The 16,850-nt window shown below is 55.6% G+C and carries 15 protein-coding genes; 6 read left to right on the forward strand and 9 right to left on the reverse strand.

The annotated features are described in order from the left end of the window. Positions 1-30: 30 nt before the first annotated feature. The gene (locus tag AC0V60_RS08690; RefSeq protein ID WP_486178081.1) at positions 31-2,472 is read right to left on the reverse strand and encodes a TonB-dependent receptor; all 2,442 of its coding nucleotides are present in this window, start codon (positions 2,470-2,472) and stop codon (positions 31-33) included. After that, entirely contained in the window at positions 2,469-2,645 is a 177-nt protein-coding gene (locus AC0V60_RS08695; protein ID WP_486178082.1) for a hypothetical protein, read from the reverse strand. The genes AC0V60_RS08690 and AC0V60_RS08695 overlap by 4 nt, the downstream gene beginning before the upstream one ends. Positions 2,646-3,030: 385 nt before the next feature. On the opposite strand from AC0V60_RS08695, the gene typA reads away from it, so the two are divergent. Together typA and AC0V60_RS08705 are read left to right on the forward strand one after the other, a co-directional pair. Next, a complete protein-coding gene (typA, locus tag AC0V60_RS08700; RefSeq protein ID WP_486178083.1) occupies positions 3,031-4,860 on the forward strand; it encodes a translational GTPase TypA in 1,830 nt (609 codons plus the stop codon). A 252-nt stretch (positions 4,861-5,112) separates the two neighbouring features. Next, positions 5,113-5,286 carry a hypothetical protein gene (locus AC0V60_RS08705; protein ID WP_486178084.1) on the forward strand — a complete coding sequence of 58 codons (174 nt, stop codon included), beginning with the start codon at positions 5,113-5,115 and terminating at the stop codon, positions 5,284-5,286. Positions 5,287-5,550: 264 nt separating this feature from the next. On the opposite strand, the gene budC is transcribed toward AC0V60_RS08705, so the two are convergent. Continuing rightward, positions 5,551-6,348, reverse strand: coding sequence for a meso-2,3-butanediol dehydrogenase (gene budC, locus AC0V60_RS08710; RefSeq protein ID WP_486178085.1), 798 nt, complete (start codon positions 6,346-6,348; stop codon positions 5,551-5,553). Between the two features lie 94 nt (positions 6,349-6,442). Next, the gene (locus AC0V60_RS08715) at positions 6,443-8,797 is read right to left on the reverse strand and encodes a DNA/RNA non-specific endonuclease (RefSeq protein ID WP_486178086.1); all 2,355 of its coding nucleotides are present in this window, start codon (positions 8,795-8,797) and stop codon (positions 6,443-6,445) included. A 387-nt stretch (positions 8,798-9,184) separates the two neighbouring features. Here AC0V60_RS08715 and AC0V60_RS08720 point away from each other — a divergent pair, with 387 nt between their 5' ends. The 4 genes from AC0V60_RS08720 to AC0V60_RS08735 all read left to right on the forward strand — a co-directional run bounded on the left by AC0V60_RS08720 (position 9,185) and on the right by AC0V60_RS08735 (position 11,734). Next, positions 9,185-9,586: a thioredoxin family protein gene (locus AC0V60_RS08720; RefSeq protein ID WP_486178087.1), complete on the forward strand. Its 402-nt coding sequence runs from the start codon at positions 9,185-9,187 to the stop codon at positions 9,584-9,586. A gap of 29 nt (positions 9,587-9,615) precedes the next feature. Further along, on the forward strand, positions 9,616-10,335 hold the full coding sequence (locus AC0V60_RS08725; protein ID WP_486178088.1) for a cytochrome c biogenesis CcdA family protein: 720 nt from the start codon (positions 9,616-9,618) through the stop codon (positions 10,333-10,335). Positions 10,336-10,395: 60 nt separating this feature from the next. Continuing rightward, positions 10,396-10,830: a VOC family protein gene (locus tag AC0V60_RS08730; protein ID WP_486178089.1), complete on the forward strand. Its 435-nt coding sequence runs from the start codon at positions 10,396-10,398 to the stop codon at positions 10,828-10,830. Between the two features lie 109 nt (positions 10,831-10,939). Then, a complete protein-coding gene (locus tag AC0V60_RS08735; RefSeq protein ID WP_486178090.1) occupies positions 10,940-11,734 on the forward strand; it encodes an extensin-like domain-containing protein in 795 nt (264 codons plus the stop codon). Between the two features lie 186 nt (positions 11,735-11,920). Here AC0V60_RS08735 and AC0V60_RS08740 read toward each other — a convergent pair whose 3' ends face one another. From AC0V60_RS08740 to AC0V60_RS08760, 5 genes are all read right to left on the reverse strand, one after another. Next, positions 11,921-12,553 (reverse strand): response regulator transcription factor, encoded by a 633-nt coding sequence (locus AC0V60_RS08740; RefSeq protein WP_486178091.1) that lies wholly within the window; start codon positions 12,551-12,553, stop codon positions 11,921-11,923. 183 nt (positions 12,554-12,736) lie between these two features. Further along, the gene (locus tag AC0V60_RS08745) at positions 12,737-13,474 is read right to left on the reverse strand and encodes a proteasome-type protease (protein ID WP_486178092.1); all 738 of its coding nucleotides are present in this window, start codon (positions 13,472-13,474) and stop codon (positions 12,737-12,739) included. Positions 13,475-13,521: 47 nt separating this feature from the next. Then, positions 13,522-14,331: a transglutaminase family protein gene (locus AC0V60_RS08750; RefSeq protein ID WP_486178093.1), complete on the reverse strand. Its 810-nt coding sequence runs from the start codon at positions 14,329-14,331 to the stop codon at positions 13,522-13,524. Between the two features lie 9 nt (positions 14,332-14,340). After that, positions 14,341-15,285, reverse strand: coding sequence for an alpha-E domain-containing protein (locus AC0V60_RS08755; protein ID WP_486178094.1), 945 nt, complete (start codon positions 15,283-15,285; stop codon positions 14,341-14,343). 31 nt (positions 15,286-15,316) lie between these two features. After that, positions 15,317-16,741 (reverse strand): circularly permuted type 2 ATP-grasp protein, encoded by a 1,425-nt coding sequence (locus AC0V60_RS08760; protein ID WP_486179470.1) that lies wholly within the window; start codon positions 16,739-16,741, stop codon positions 15,317-15,319. Between the last annotated feature and the right edge of the window lie 109 nt (positions 16,742-16,850).

The following is a 16,850-nucleotide window of genomic DNA, read 5'->3' on the forward strand; positions in this document are numbered from 1 at the left end:
TTTGTCAAAAGCGCATGAGCGCTCGCTCGATCAGAAACGGAAGCGAACCACACCGCCATAAGTGCGCGGCTGGTTCGGGTAACCCGATACCGTGCCGGCCTGAGCAACGCCGTCAAACACCGTCGTGATGAAGTCCTGGTCAAGCAGGTTACGCGCGAACGCGCCCACTTCCAGGCCATTGACGAGCCGTAGCGTAACCGACGCGTTCACCAGATTAACTTCGCGTTCGAAATTGTTCGGGCCAAAGGTCGGCAAGCCGTTGTTGATCAACGTATTGCTTTCGTGGTTGTAATCGACACGGGTCAGCAGTGAAGTGCCGCTATCCCATTCATGCGTGTATGTTGCCGAAGTCGAGATTGCGATTTCGGGAATACCCGCTGGGGTAACGCCGGTCAGATCGCCCAAAACGCTTCCGGGGAAGCTGTCGAACACCGGATCGAGGTATGTCATCGCAAAGGTGAACACCAATCCGTCCGTCGGATTGATTGTAGTATCCAGTTCAAAACCCTGAACCGATTGCTGACCCGCATTTTGCAGCGCAAAACCGGTTCCGGTGAAGGCCAGGCTCTGGAACCCTTCAATCGTTTGGTCAAAGATGGCTAGGTTGAAACCAAAGCCTGGCCATTGCCCCTTGATGCCGAATTCGTAGACTTCTGCATCCTCCGGTCCAGCAAAGCGTGAACCTGACGAAAGGTTTGGAAGCTGAAGACCAGCGTCGATGATTGGCGAATCCGGTGCGGCAAACGTCGATCCGCCGGGACCGGCCTGAAAGTCGGTGTTTAAAGGACGGCTGTCCCGCGAAAGGTTGACTGAACTTGCCTTAAAGCCGGTGGCGAAACTGGCGTAGATGTTGACCTCATTCGAAATCTGATACGCCGCACGCAACAGATATGTGAACTTGTCATCATCCGTCTGGCCGTCTTCGACCGCGTTAGGAAGAGCCAGGAAGGGCGGCTGGAACTGAAACGCAGCCAGACCAAGAAGTTCGTTCTGCACTGGGTCTGTCGCCGCTGCAAGCAGGCCCGCCTGAACTGCTGCTGGCAGAGCCTGGAATTCGTCACGATTGGTGACGAGAGGCAGGTTGGGATCAGCTGCCGTGGCCCCCGTGATGAAGGCATCGACGAAGTTGACCTGCGCCAATGGATCAAAGCTCGCTTGGCTAAGCGCGAAGTTCTTTGAATCGTCGGTGTAGTTACCGCCAACGGTAAAGACGAGGCCATCAACTGGTTCATAATCAATCGTGCCGAAAACTGAATAAGATGTGTTGTCCATCTCGAAAAGTTCTTCGGTCAACAGAGGCGTATTGAAAATGCTTTCCTGTGGGAAGCCGAAAGCCGCCTCCAGCCCGTTGAACAAGGTCGGTTGCCCCGTCAGCACTGCCACAGGGTCTTGACCTGCCAGAATTTCAAAGAAATTTCGAATGTCTGTACCGTTCTGGATCGAACTGTCCTGGCTGATCGACTCGTCGAAATAATAGCCGCCAAGCAGGAAGTTGATCGGACCATCAAAATCCGATGTAACCCTGAATTCCTGAGTGAAGGTTTGAACGTCCTGCGCGCGAGTTTCGTTAGCGACGTCTGCGCTGGTGAAATCGATGTCCGTCAGAAAGCTGTTCTTCAGTTCACGATACGCTGTGATCGAGGTGAAACTCAGCGCACCAAGATCGTAATCCATCTGAATCGAGCCGCCATAATTATCGACTTCGTTTTCAGGCACAAAGTTCAGGAACACCTCGCGAGCAAAGATGTCCGTACTGAATTGACCACCAACGGCAAGGATACCCGCCGAGGTAGGGCCCGCGACAACCGTGCCGACGGTGCAACAGACTTCGTCGATCCGCGAATAATCGCCCATAGCGCGGATACTGAAATCAGGGGTCGGTTCGATCAGCAACTGTGCACGCGCAGACCAACGGTTGCGGTCGTTAATCTCTTCATCGAGATTAAGAATTGTGCCGTACCCGTCGCGGCGGTTGTAGCTGCCGTCGACCGAGAATGCGATGTTCTCGGTAATAGGGCCGGTAATGTCACCCTCAATAGTGTACGCATCGAAATTACCGTAGGTTGCCTCAATCGAGCCGCCCCAATCGAATTGCGGCTTCCGCGTAACAACAGAGATAACGCCGGCCGATGCATTCTTACCGAACAGCGTCGATTGCGGGCCGTTCAGCACTTCGATGCGTTCAACATTCTGAAGATCGGAAAGCGCACCGGCAGAACGTGAACGGAACACGCCGTCAATGAAGACCCCGACCGATGGCTCGATACCGAAGTTGTTATCGCCGTTACCGAAACCGCGAATGATGAAAGTCGATGCCGAAGCGGTTTGAAGCTGGCTAACGCGCAGCGATGGAGTGACGGTCTGCAGATCAAGGACGTCGCGGATCTGCGCATCTTCTAGCGTTTCACTAGTGGTCACAGAAACCGAAATCGGCGTTTCCTGAAGCGTCTGCTCACGCTTCGAGGCGGTCACGATGATGACATTGCTGTCGCCATCATCTCCCAGAGCATCGGCCGCATCTGCTGCTTCTTCAGCATCAGCGTCTTGAGCAAAGGCGGCTGTCGGTGCAGTAAAGGCAAAACCGGCGGCACCTGCAAGCAGTGCAAACCGAAGCGACCGGGGGTGCCGGAATTAATTGAACGCATGGATATCCTTCTCCTCATATCCCATCACAAACGTCCAGCCGCCTATAGATGCATCCCCAGATGCTGGGCTGTGACGCGTGTGACCAATGACTTTTGCGATAGGCGAACCTAAACACGCCTACAAGCAGGGTGCGAGGGTTTGCATAAGTGTAAAGTCAGAGCTGTGGCCAAGCAGTCACACCCCAAAAACTGGTTGTTTGCAGGTGCACACAGCATTGAGAAAAGTACTGATTAACAACTTACGCTGCGTCACGCTGTGCCTTTTGCGCTGTGTTGCTAAATTGGCGCGTGATTAGGCTGGGTGAATTACGCCCTTGTTGCGCCGCAGCATAGCGTCTAGGGGGGCGGGCAAATTCCCAAACTTCTTTCCAAAATGAGAACCCTTATGTCTCGCGACCTGCGTAACATCGCGATTATCGCTCACGTTGACCATGGTAAAACCACTCTGGTCGACCAACTTTTCCGCCAATCGGGCACTTTCCGCGAAAACCAGCGTGTTGAAGAGCGCGCGATGGATTCAGGCGATCTGGAAAAAGAGCGCGGGATCACCATCCTTGCCAAATGCACCAGCGTTGAATGGGAGCACGACGGCACAACCACACGCATCAACATAGTTGATACGCCGGGCCACGCCGACTTCGGAGCCGAGGTTGAGCGTATCTTGAGCATGGTGGACGGCGTTATTCTTCTGGTGGACAGCGCAGAAGGCGCAATGCCTCAGACCAAGTTTGTGACCGGTAAAGCGCTCGCCCTTGGCCTGCGCCCAATTGTGGTCGTCAATAAGATCGACCGACCCGATGGCCGCCCGCAGGAAGTCTTGGACGAAGTGTTCGACCTGTTCGCTTCGCTCGATGCCAATGACGATCAGCTCGACTTCCCATCGCTTTTTGCCTCAGGCCGCGATGGTTATGCCAGCGACAGCGAAGCCGCGCGCGAAGGTACGCTTGATCCGCTGTTTAAGCTGATCACCGAGCATGTCCCCTCACCCGGCCTCGACACCACCGGCAAGTTCAGCTTCTTGGCTACGCTTCTCGACCGTGACAACTTCATGGGCCGCATCCTGACGGGCCGCGTTCAATCGGGCACGCTCAAGGTCAACGATCCGATCCACGCCATCGACAGCGAGGGCAACGTCGTCGAAGCAGGCCGCGCGACCAAAGTGCTTTCCTTTGACGGGCTCGACCGGGTGCCGGTTGAAAGCGCGCAGGCAGGCGACATCATCGCTCTGGCTGGTCTTGAGAAAGCCACCGTTGCCAACACCATTTGCGACCCATCGGTGAAAGAGCCTATCGAAGCCCAGCCGATTGATCCGCCAACGCTCGCCATGCGCTTTGCCGTCAATGACAGCCCGCTTGCCGGGCGCGAAGGCGATAAGGTCACCAGCCGCATGATCCGCGACCGCCTCTTCCGCGAGGCTGAAACCAACGTCGCGATCCGCATCACGGAAAGCGCCGACAAAGACAGCTTTGAAGTCGCAGGCCGCGGCGAACTCCAGCTCGGCGTTCTCATCGAAACTATGCGCCGCGAAGGCTTTGAACTTGGCATCAGCCGTCCCAAAGTGCTCCTTCGCGAAGAAGACGGCCAAAAGATGGAGCCATATGAGACGGTCGTTATCGACGTGGATGACGAACACTCCGGCACTGTGGTTGAGAAGATGCAGCGCCGCAAAGCGGACCTCACCGAGATGAAGCCGTCGGGTCAGGGCAAAACCCGCATCACTTTCTCTGCCCCGTCACGCGGCCTTATCGGCTATCACGGCGAATTCCTCTCCGACACCCGCGGCACGGGCATTATGAACCGCCTGTTCGAGAAATATGGCCCTTACAAAGGCCCGATTGAAGGGCGCAATAACGGCGTTCTCATCTCCAATGGCGACGGCGAATCCAACGCCTATGCTCTTAACATGCTGGAAGAGCGCGGCGAACTCTTCGTGGGCGCTTCGATGAAGCTGTATGAGGGCATGATCATTGGCGAAAATGCCAAGCCCGATGACCTCGAAGTCAACCCGATGAAGGCAAAGCAGCTCACCAACATCCGCTCCTCGGGCAAAGATGACAGCATCCGTCTAACCCCGCCCCGCCGTATGACGTTGGAGCAATCGATTGCCTACATAGACGACGATGAAATGGTCGAAGTGACCCCCCAGAGCATTCGCCTGCGCAAGGCGCTGCTGTGCCCGCACGAACGTAAGAAAGCACGTCGGAGTAAAGGTTAGGCCGCGGCAGCCTACAACCGTCATCCCGAATTCATTTCGGGATAACCATAGACGCTTTGGCGTCTCGCTGCTGTTATCCTGAAACGAGTTCAGGACGACGATGGCGGTGTTTAGGACGACGGATAAGGGAAGTGTGCAGCTATTCTCCGTCCGCTTGTGCTGAGCTTGTCGAAGCACTTGTTTTTCGTGTAACTCTGGCCGGAAGGAAAGTGAGCCAAGACCAGCACGATCTATTTCGGTGACAGTCAGCACATGCTGCGCGAGCATATTTCGGATAAGAGCGTGGACCTCATCTATCTCGGCCCGCTGCTCAATTCGAACGCCGATTACAACATATTGTTCAAATCACCCGAGGGGCAGGACAGAGACACTCATGCGCTAGAACCAATCGACACCGATTATCCTACGTTCGCGCTTTCGTTCTGAATGGTTGAAAAAGCAGAGTATGTGGCCAGATTTGTACCGGCCTTGAACTCGAGGTAATCGTTCACGCACAATCGCTCGCTTCTGCAAATCCTGACCCTTGCCGAACTGTTCCAGAACAAACGGCCCGATATTCCATGGGGCGATGCGAACGCCCTCAAAAAGGTGAAGCGCGAGAAAACGAGCAAGCAGGACAAGCACAGCAAGCAGAGCAAGCCACTTTAGAACAATGTCCCATATCGCCAACGCGTGCGACCCGGCGAAAACCTACCCCCTAGCAGCCTGAGCGAGCGCCAAAAAATTCGGCTGGCCATTGCTTGCAGTGACGCCGCCATCGACAGGCAAGTTGACACCAGTGATGAAGCTTGCATCTTCGCTTGCAAGGAATGCGGCGGCCGCTGCGATATCTTCGGGTTCGCCGATGCGGCCCATGGCAACGCGCTGCATGAAGGCGTCAATCATTGCGTCATTGCCGGTGATGCCGTCCACCATGTCTGAACGCGTAATCGACGGGTTGATGGCGTTCACACGAATGCCCATCCCGCCCACTTGCAAGGCGAGCCCGCGAGTAAAGTTGGTCACTGCGCCTTTGGATGCGTTGTAAACAGGCAGAAGGGAATCTCCGCCCATCCCTGACACGCTGGAAATATTGATAATGGACCCCTTGCTCGCTTTAAGATGAGGGATCGCGGCCCGGCTCATGTAAATGACGCCCTTGACGTTAATGTCTATGATGCGGTCAATTTCCTCGTCAGATGTCTTGTGAAGCATCGACCCGCCGCCAACACCGGCATTGTTGATCATCACATCGAGCCCGCCGAATTTCTCGGCGCAGGCCTCCACGATCTCGGTCGCAAAAGCGCTTTTGGAGACATCACCGGGCACGACCAAAGTGCGCTCCGCATCAAGGCTAGCCGCCATCTCAGCGCATTTCTCTGCGTTGCGAGCATTGATGACAACATTGGCACCCTCGTCATGAAAACGCCGCGCAATCCCTTCACCAATGCCAGTGGAGGAGCCGGTGATAATAACCGACTTACCAGCGAAACGATCAGAGATTGCCATATAAAATTCCTTTGCGATTTCGGGCTTTAAGTAGCCCCCCTCACAATGGGCCTTAACAAGCCGCTCAAAATGCGCAAGCGTGGGAGCGGCAAGATCAGCTCAAGACAATATCCGAATAATCCAGAAGTTCGCCATTGCTGCGGCCTGATTGCCAGATCGCAGCGCTCTCATGCTCCTTCCTATAAACGTGCGTTTTGGTCAGATGCGGCGTGCAGGTTCGTGCCAAAGGATCGGCCTCGCACAGAGGTTTTTTGCCTCGGCCGGTCCCGTTTGTGAAGCGAAGCCCTGTGAGCCCTTCCACTTCCTCAACCGGCACCTGAAACGTCTTATAAGCGCCCAACCGGTCGCCGTCTTTACGCTCAAGCCCGTGGCCCGCGATCACCTCTTCCTGACTCAGCAAATAGGCGGTTGCAAACAGCTCCCCATCTGGATTGATCGCAGCAAGAATTTTCCAGAATTCAAGAGGGTACTGGAGACCGCGATATTCTGGATCGGCATTGCCAAACACAGGCCCGGTGAAGGCCTGAAGTTTGAATTCACTCTGTAGTGAGCTGTTCTCAAGGATATAGCGCTCAAGCCCCTGCCAAAGCTGTTTGCTTTGATTAAAACGCGAGTGCTGCGGTACACAATTGGTCCAGGTGCAGGTGTTGTTGGCGCTGATCGTTGCAGCGACCGGGTTCACGCCAAACTCCAAATCCTCGCGCCGTGTCAGGTGCCCTCGGTCAAAATCGTTACGCTTGTAATAGCTGTTATCGACCTGCGCTGAGCGAGCGATCCGATCATCGTACATCCATCGATCATTGCGCCCGGAAAGATAGGGCCGCATGCCCCAGTCCACATTGGCCGCAGAATAGAACGCGAACCTTCGCGCCACGTTCATAACTATGGAATAGTTGATATAGTTGAGAACGCCTGCGGCTTTTTCCGCCTCAGAAAAAGTCTCCCCATACGCGTCTTGCAATGGCGCTATTTGCGCTTGCATTTCAGGGGACAGCTCAGGCAGATTGACCGTCTTTGCCCCTCGCCCAAGGAAACGCGGATTGTAGCCATCTGCGCCTGCCCAATCACGCTCCGGGTCGACGGGCGCCTGTAATCTGGCGCTGTTCTCATGGACGGCGCCGCCCTGGCTTTTGTATTCAGGCCGACCAGGCGTAGCACTGCAAGACGCCGCTGCCTTGTCAATGCTGACCACGCCGTCTCTAACCGAAAGTGTAAGATTGACCGTCTGATCACCGCAAAGCCCATCAGCGAGCGCGGGAATTTCCGCCTGTGCAGGCGGCGCTGCTCCATCTTTTGGAATGCTTGACGAGACGGGCTTTTGGCCGCCGGATTTCCCATCCGCTGATTTCATATAATCTGCGATTTTCACAGTGCGCGCGATTTGGGCGAGACTCTCTGGCAGTCCGCCACCGCGAAACATTACCGGCAGACGGTTTGCAATATCGCGCACTCCTACATTGAGCATCGGCGCGATCATCGCGTGGTTCGCGATCTCCAAATTGGTGCGCAAATGCTCGATGATTTTGGATATCCGGATGCCTTCATTCGCGATCCAGTCGATATCGGCGTCAGTGTGCCGTGTAGGATCGTAATTGTCTCCGCGCACCGTTTTCCAAGCGCCATTCTCGATCCGGGGAACCCCCGAATGGTGGAGTGCCACAACCAACCAATCGTTTGTGAAGACGGGAGCACCCGAGGATCCTCCCAATGTATCTGTTGAATACCAAAGCACATCGTCGCCGCGCGCCAGAAACTGATTGTCCCTCGCGCACACCTGTTTGCGTTCGCCATTGGGGTGCTGAATGATGGTGAGCCACTCGCCCTCCATCACTTTTCCAAGCTCAGCGATCAAGGGAAGCCAGCCGACTTCCTCAAGCGTAGCCATACCGCCGACCGACTGTTCCTTGACCGCAACGATCGTGAAATCGAGCTTTTTGTTGGTGTAGAACAGTTTGTCAGGGTCGAGGCGAAAGCGAATGGGGATGCGGTCCTGACCCAGTAAATCGCGTTCGAAAAACATCTGAATTTCGCTATGTTCAGCAAGCTCTCGGTTCTTGATCACGTGGTTGTTGGTCATGATGACGCCGTCACCCACGAAGAAGCCTGAGCCGAACCCAAGCCGTTTACCCCCGGATTTCACGATCTCAACCCGTACCACGGACCGGGCGACCAAAGCGCCGCGCGGAAGGTAATTCGCATCTTGCAGCTCATTGCCGTCAATAATTCGCTCAAACGCAAGCTGTGCCTCGCGTTCTTCAGAATAAAGATTGTCCAGCATCTGGCGCCGCTGCTTTTGCTGCTGCGCGCTAGCTGCCTCGGCCGGCGAGCCCATGCGAATATCGCGCGCTAGTTTTTCAATGTCCTTGCCGCTTCGCGCTATACGATCGGCAGCCTCATTTGCTGCCCCAAGAAAATCTGGATTGGAAAAGCCCACCTTGACCCCCCGCAAAAAACCATGCTCAACGACAACTCCAAAGAACGTGCAACATTCATGACGTTGCAAGATATTTAAAGCCGTCCGCGCGGTGCACCATTTTCTACATTCGAAGCACAGCGCAATTGCTCAAGATGTAAAGCATGAACGGTCGCGCAATGAAGGGATGTGAATGTTGACACATAGCCATGCAGAAAACAGCAGCAATGTCGCTAGCAATTGAGAAAGTTGAGAGGTGTGTGAAGCCGCCTTCTAGACACTGAATTATGGCCCTAATCACGTATCACGCAGCAGTAACACGCCTTTCAATTTGCCGCTCATTTGTAACCGCGTGCTTAGATCGAGCGAAGTTGCCAATGAACTTTGGTGCCCACGCCCATACCTCCTACTGAGAGAATAAAGATGACCCGCCTTTTCCTTATCATCGCTGCCATCGGCGTATTCGTCGCCGGTGCGAGCACGCTCACTGCACAGGGCGATACCGACAAATGGACCACTTACGACGAAGCTGAGTTCATGATAGCGCAAAAGAAAGGCAAGACCATCGTGGTCGACGTCTATGCCGATTGGTGCCCCACTTGCCGCGCGCAGGCTCCGATCCTTGATGAACTTAGAACCGAAAAGCAATCGAGCGATGTGCTGTTCGTCAAAGTGAACTTCGACGATGAGAAAGCCTTCCTTCGCGCCAATCGTATCCCGCGCCAGTCCACAGTGTTGGTGTTTAAGGGGATGGATGAAGTGGCGCGTTCGATCGCTCAAACCAACCGCACACGCCTTCGTAAAGTTGTTCTGGACGCCCTCTAAACGTCCCATTGCCATTCAAGGCGGCCCCCATGTTCGGTAGCGCAATCCTATCCTTCCTCGCGGGCGTGGTCACAATCCTCAATCCTTGCGTGTTGCCGCTGGTGCCGATCCTTGTGGCATCGGCGCTGGGCAAGAGCAGGTTTGGACCGCTCGCTTTGGCAGGCGGCATTGTCACCAGTTTCACGCTCTTTGGCTTCACAGTCATCGCCTTCGGCTATTCGCTAGGGATCAATGAGCAGTTCGTGCGTTTCTTTGCTGGCGGGTTACTCGCGGCGGCTGGCGTGGTGCTTGTGGTGCCGCAGGCGCAGGCGGCATTGAGCGCGGCCGCTGCCCCCATCTCAAACTTCGGAAACCGGCGCCTCTCTTCTTTGAGCGGTGATGGTTGGTATGGCCAATTTGCGGTCGGCCTTTTGCTTGGCGTTGTCTGGGCCCCGTGTGTGGGCCCCACACTCGGCGTTGCAATTGCAGCCGCCAGCCAGGGACAGGATTTACTTGCCAGCTTCGTTATATTCCTGATCTTCGGGCTCGGGGTTGCGACAAGTGTGCTCGCCTTTGCTTATGGTTCGCGCAAAGCCATGGGCGAGCGCCGGAAGACGCTAGGCGTACTGGCGCATTATGGGAAACCCCTATTTGGTGCAGCGCTCCTCGTCGTGGGGCTTATGGTGGTGACCGGGTTTGACAAGCTGATTGAGATCGCTCTGCTTGATGCTCTGCCGCCGTCGATAATCGAGTTCACGACGCAGTTTTGATTGGATAGGTCTTTGCGCCGAGCCGTTGGCCCTGTACTCAAGACGCAGGAAGGCGGACTTATGACTGAGACAGCTGGACCCGGGAATGCAGGGTCAAAAGACGCGGGATCCGAAACGGGAGGGCCGCGTATCACAGGCTTAGGCGGTGTGTTCTATGTGGCTGACGATCCGGAGGCTACACGCACATGGTACCGCGAAAAGCTGGGAGTGGACGGCGAATATGGGCCGCAGTTTGCTTGGGATGAAGAGCCCAAAGAAAAGCCCTACTCGCTCATTAGCCACTTCAAAGACAGCGAATATATTAAGCCCGGCAAAGGCGGCTTTATGATCAATCTGCGGGTGACGGACCTTGATGGTTTTGTCGAGCTTTTGAAGTCTCGCGGCGTCGACGTATTAGACACAGCGGATGAGGGTTACGGCAAGTTTGCCTGGATCCTTGATCCCAATGGCGTGAAGATCGAACTATGGGAGCAGATGGTCGATGACATGCCCTGACCTCGCCGAGTATTTTGCGAACTCAGTTTGGATCGCGGTACACTTAGCGCAGCGTTAACCAATATCGTTGCGAGAGGAATTAACCACTCGCGGTTACTTGGCCTTAGGTATGAAGCGAACGGCCATCCTGCGCCTATTGGCACCAGCGACACTTGCCCTTGCCCTTACGGCATGCGGAGGGATCATCCCTATGCCCGAAACGCCAAGCTCGGGCACGTCATGGACCGGGGAACATGGTGCGGCCCAAGGCGCGGCATCGCGCGCGCCCTCACCCTATCCGCCACAAACCTACACCCGGCAGGCCCCGCGTGCCGTCATAACCGCCGCTCCGCAAAGCTATGTTGGACGCTCGGCCGAAGCCAATTGTATCAATGCGCTTGGAGCAGGCGGAGCCCAGTTTAACCCATTGCCCGATGCTTATGGCGCGCCTGGTTGCAGCAGATTGGGAACAGTCAAACTTATGTCGATCTCGGGTGATCGCGGCAATTTCGGGATCAGCAATCTGGGGCCCGTCAAATGCGACGTGGCAAATGCCTTTAGCAGTTGGGCACGGTTTGGTGTGGACCGGGCTGCTCAGCAAATTCTGGGCAGTCCGCTTGCTAGGATTGAGACGATGGGCAGCTATGCTTGCCGCAATGTAGCAGGTACGGACAAGCGCTCTGCCCATGCCCGCGCTGAAGCTATTGATGTATCGGGATTTGTCCTTGCCGATGGACGGCGCATTAGCTTGATGAAGGATTGGAGCGGGGGCAATGCAGCAGAGCGCGAATTTCTAAGGGTGGTCAAGTCGTCGGCTTGCAAACGGTTTGGCACTGTCCTTAGCCCAGATTACAACCCGGCGCATGCTGATCACTTTCATCTGGAGGGTACAAAACACGGTTCTTCAAGCGGCCTGTGCAGGTAGCTTTGCAATACGCTGCCACGAATATGAAAGTGGGCGGCGATCTGCCTTAAAAATAAACACGGCCCCGGCATCTGGAAAGATGCCGGGGCCGTTTGGGTACCAAGGGCAGGGTGACTTTTCCTCCCCTTCAAAAGGGCGCCCTACGCAAGATATACACCTGCTTTAACTGGCGGGTTTCACCCAGGTTTAATAGGACATCTGGGCTTCAATCTGAGGCTCCAATTTCGCCTCAAGTTTGAGACGGACGGCTTCGGCGGCGTGACGAGCACCGAGTTTGTGCATCATGTTGGCACGGTGGATTTCAACGGTGCGCGGGCTGATTTCCAGCTCACGGGCGATGACTTTATTGCTGCTTCCTTGTGCGAGCCATTCTAGGACTTCGCGTTCACGTACTGAGAGACTTGCGATCCGGTCACGGGCTTCGATCATCCGGCGGCGTACTGCGCCAAAGACTTCGGCCTCTTTTTCAATCCGGGTCAGACACCGTTCGAAGCGATCTGGATCAAGCGGGAGAGAGAGATAATCCAGCGCCCCCGCTTTGATCGCCTCAACAATCCGGCCCGGACGAGGGTCTGTCTCAACCGCAATCAGAGGCAACCAAATGCCCAATCGGCTGAGCCGATCAAGGATCATGGAAACGCCGCCCTGATCAGGCAGATCGCGGGCGACAATGATCCCCTCACGCGGTGGGTGAATGGATAATTCCGAAATGTCACCATACACTTCTGAATGGTGGCCCAGGGAAAACCCTATTCGGGCCAATTCAGCGCGATGACGGCTGTTGGAATCGATGAAATGGAGGGTGGCTTTGCGTGACATGCTTATCTTGGTGCGCCCACCCAAGATGTAATTCACGCGGCACTAACCCCGATATGGAGTCATACGGTCCGGGAAACCACCAAATCGCTGAATCCCCCTAGGTTATTCACTCCAGTTTGAACCAATTGCCCGCAAGGGTTATGGGGTTATGTGCCGATTAGTCGTTTGGACTCGCCCACAGCCTTACTTCGACTCGAGCGAGTAACCGGGAAGAGACTCGAAAGCAGACTTAAGCGCAGCTCCCCAATTCGACGAGATTTCGCGGAAATATTCATCATCTGCGGTGATACGTCTCTCATGCGACGGGGCAAAGTCGTCCTTGCCAATCACCATAAGATCAAGCGGCGGGCCCACAGACAGGTTTGCTTTGAGCGTGGAATCAAACGATACCATGAGCAGCTTCACCGCGTCCTCAATGCTCATATCAGGCTCATACCCACGGATCAGGATCGGACGGCCGTATTTGGTTTCACCTATTTGAAAGAAAGGCGTGTCTGAACTTGCCTCAATAAAGTTGCCTTCGGGATAGATCATGAACAGGCGCGGCTCCATGCCAGCGATCTGCCCAGCCAGAATGATCGAGGCTGTGAAGCGCGATTTGGTCCCATTGGCGTCCTGCACCTCGCTGATGGTCTGGCGCAGCAGCCGCCCGATCTCAGTTGCAACAGTGAACATGGTAGGACCATTGAGCAAGGTGGTTTCGCGTTCGTCTGGCTCCTTGGTGCGCTCTTCAAGCTTGCTAACAACGGCCTGCGTCGTGGCAAGGTTGCCGGCCGTCATTACCGCAATCATCCGATCACCGGGCACCGACCACGAGAACATCTTGCGAAACACCGAGATATTGTCGACGCCCGAATTGGTCCGGGTATCGCTCATCAGAACAAGGCCTTTATCAAGCACCATACCAACGCAATAGGTCATAATAGTCTTCCTTACTGGCCCAATCAACGGGCTTGCTGCCGGGCGTATTACTGGGCTTGCTGTTCAACTTCGAGGTCAACGGTAAGCACTTGCTCTGACGAACCGAAACTGATGCCTGTCACGGGCGCTGCATCGCGGTAATCGCGGCCCGTGGCCACCCGCACATATCGCGGATCGGGGCTGATGCCGTTAGAAACATCAAAGCCGACCCAGCCAAGCCCTTCGATATGTGCCTCGGCCCAGGCATGGCTTGCCTCCTGTTCGATCCGGTCATTCATCATCAGATAGCCCGAAACATAGCGCGCCGGAATATCGAGCAAGCGCGCAGCGCCAATAAAGATGTGTGTGTGGTCTTGGCACACGCCCTCGCCCGCAGTCACCGCTTCCTCAGCTTTGGTCCCAGCACCGGTTGCGCCTGTGGTGTAAACCACCCGTTTGGCGATATGCGCGGACAGTTCATGAAGGAATTCAAGGTCAGCCACTTGCGGCCTGCCAAGCTCGCGAACCAGATTGTGCATCTGCAACCCCGGCCTTGTAAGATCAGTTTGGCCAAGAAAGCTCCACAAAGGCAGGTGACCTGAATGCCGCCCGATTACGCCGGCATGATCGCTTGTCTCGACCTTGCCCTGACACGTCACCGTGACTTCATGAGCCCCCGGCTCCACCGCAACCAGCGTCACCGTATTGTAGTTCTGATCCTCATATTCGAGCTCAGGCTGTGCATTGCTGTAGACCATATCCCATTCGAGAATTTTTTGGCCTTGTGTTTCCTTGGGCGTCAGTCGCAGGCGCTGAAGCGCGTGGATCACGGGGTCTCTAAAGACGTAGCGGGTGGAATGACGGATCGCGAGTTTCATTGAGGCACCTTACGCCAAGAACCGGTAGTCTTCGGCAATAGCCTGACCAATCGCGCCATTGAGCGCCATGAACTCGGTGAGGAATTCATGCAGGCCCTGCTCGAAAATCTCCTCGACCTTGAGCGCGGAAATTAAGCTTTCTTTGGCTGCAAGTAGGCCAGCGGATTTTCCTTCCTCACCGTGAAGCTCTGCCAGACTTTGCAAATGGTTGCGCAGCGCAATGCGGCAGAAGGCAAGACTGCGGGGGAAGCGCTGGTCGAGCACCAGAAATTCAACGATAGAGCGCGCATCAATATTGCCGCGGTTGATCCAGCTGTAGCTGTTCACCCCTGCCACCGAGCGCAGCACCTGCTCCCACTGGCCAATGTCAAGGCTCGACCCCACATAGGAGAGCGAGGGGAGCAGCAAGTAATATTTCATATCGAGAATATGCGCCGTGCTCTCAGCGCGTTCTATATAGGTGCCGGCGCGGGCAAAATGGTGGCCTTCATTGCGCAGGATCGTCCCGTCCATTGCGCCATGGATGTGCATGCCAGTCGTTCTCAGCCGCGCGAGGACATCACCCAATGCTGACTGGCTGACAGGACGGGAGAGCTGCTTATCAAGCGCCATCCAGTTTTCATTGACCGCCTCCCACACTTCGTTCGAGAGGCATGTGCGCGCGGTCCGGGCGTTGTTGCGCACAGCGCCCATCATCTCGCGTACATTGGCGGGATTGGCAGGGGCCCTGAGGATGAAGTTCCAAACGGTCGCCCCTTCATAGTTCTCATGCACCGCTTCGAACGAGGATTTCAGACCAAGGGTCGATATCACCGAACGCCATTCATCCTCCGCGGCCTCCACATCGCGTGTCAGCGCCATACGAAGGCCCGCTTCTATTAGGCGCGCTGTGTTCTCTGCCCGTTCAAGATAGCGGAACATCCAGAACAGACCATGGGCAGTGCGGCCTAGCATGAGAGCATTCCTATGTGTCCCACAGCCACCATCAGTCTTTCAAAACCCAAGTGTCTTTGGTGCCGCCGCCTTGCGAAGAGTTCACCACCAAAGATCCTTCTTTTAGCGCCACACGGGTCAGCCCTCCGGGCGTGATATCAATCCCCTCGGGCGAGACCAGCACATAGGGTCTAAGGTCCACATGGCGCGGGACAAGACCGCTGGTTTGCGCGCCTTTGCCTTTAAAAATCGGACAGGTGGAGAGTGAGAGCGTAGGCTGCGCGATGTAATTTTCTGGCTTTGCCTCAAGCTTGGCGCGGAAGGCTTTGACCTCTTTCTTGGTCGCGGTGGGCCCAATCAGCATGCCGTATCCGCCCGAGCCGTGAACTTCCTTGACGACCAGCTCTTCGAGGTTGCCAAGGACATAGGCAAGGCTATCGCTATCTGCGCAGCGCCACGTTTGCACATTGGGCAAAAGCGGTTTCTCGCCGGTGTAGAACTCGACGATCTCGGGCATGAACGAATAAATCGCTTTGTCGTCGGAAACCCCAGTCCCGGGAGCATTGGCAATGGTGACGCCGCCAGAGCGGTATACGTCCATGATGCCGGGTACGCCAAGCACGCTGTCAGGATGGAAGGTAAGCGGGTCGAGATAGTCATCATCCACGCGGCGGTAGATTACATCCACCGGCTCAAACCCGCGCGTCGTGCGCATTTGTACCCGCCCATCAATCACGCGAAGGTCCGACCCCTCAACAAGTTCTGCACCCATTTGGTCGGCGAGAAAGGCGTGTTCGAAATAGGCGGAATTGTAGATGCCTGGCGTCAACACCGCGACATTGGGTGTGCGCCCGCCTGAACCATCAAACTTTGGAGGCGCGCATGCGGCAAGCGACCGGGCCAAACGGCGCGGGTAATTGGAAACGGGCTCGACCTTCACCTGTGAAAACAGGTCCGGGAACATCTCCATCATCGTCTCGCGGTTTTCAAGCATGTAAGACACGCCAGAAGGCGTTCTTGCATTGTCTTCGAGCACAAACCACTCGTCAGGCCCCGTGCGGACCAGATCAATGCCGACAATATGGGTATAGACCCCGCCAGGCGGTGTCATGCCGACCATATGCGGTAGCCAAGCATCATTATTGCGCAGCAGGCGTTCAGGAAGGCGGCCAGATCGGATGATCTCTTGCCGGTGGTAGAGATCATAGAGAAAGGCGTTCAATGCCCTTACCCGCTGTTCAATCCCTCGTGTCAGCCTGCGCCATTCGCCCGCCGTGATAATGCGCGGCACCATATCGAATGGGATCAGGCGCTCTTCCGCCTCATCCTCTCCGTAAACATTAAAGGTGATACCAGTGCGGCGGAAGCTCTCATCGGCCTCGCGTTTTTTGCGTTTGAGAAAACCTGGCTCTTGCTGATCATACCATTGACCATAGGCGTCATATGCAGGGCGCGTGGCACCTGTTGCACCGGTCATCTCATCGAATTTGTCCGATTGGTCAGACACGCTGCTAGCCATCCCTGCTAATTCGCTGAAAGTGCGAAAGTATAGTGTAACGAGCGCTCACCAAAAGGAAAGCGAGGAA

It is taken from the genome of Erythrobacter sp. S259 (genome assembly GCF_057364965.1).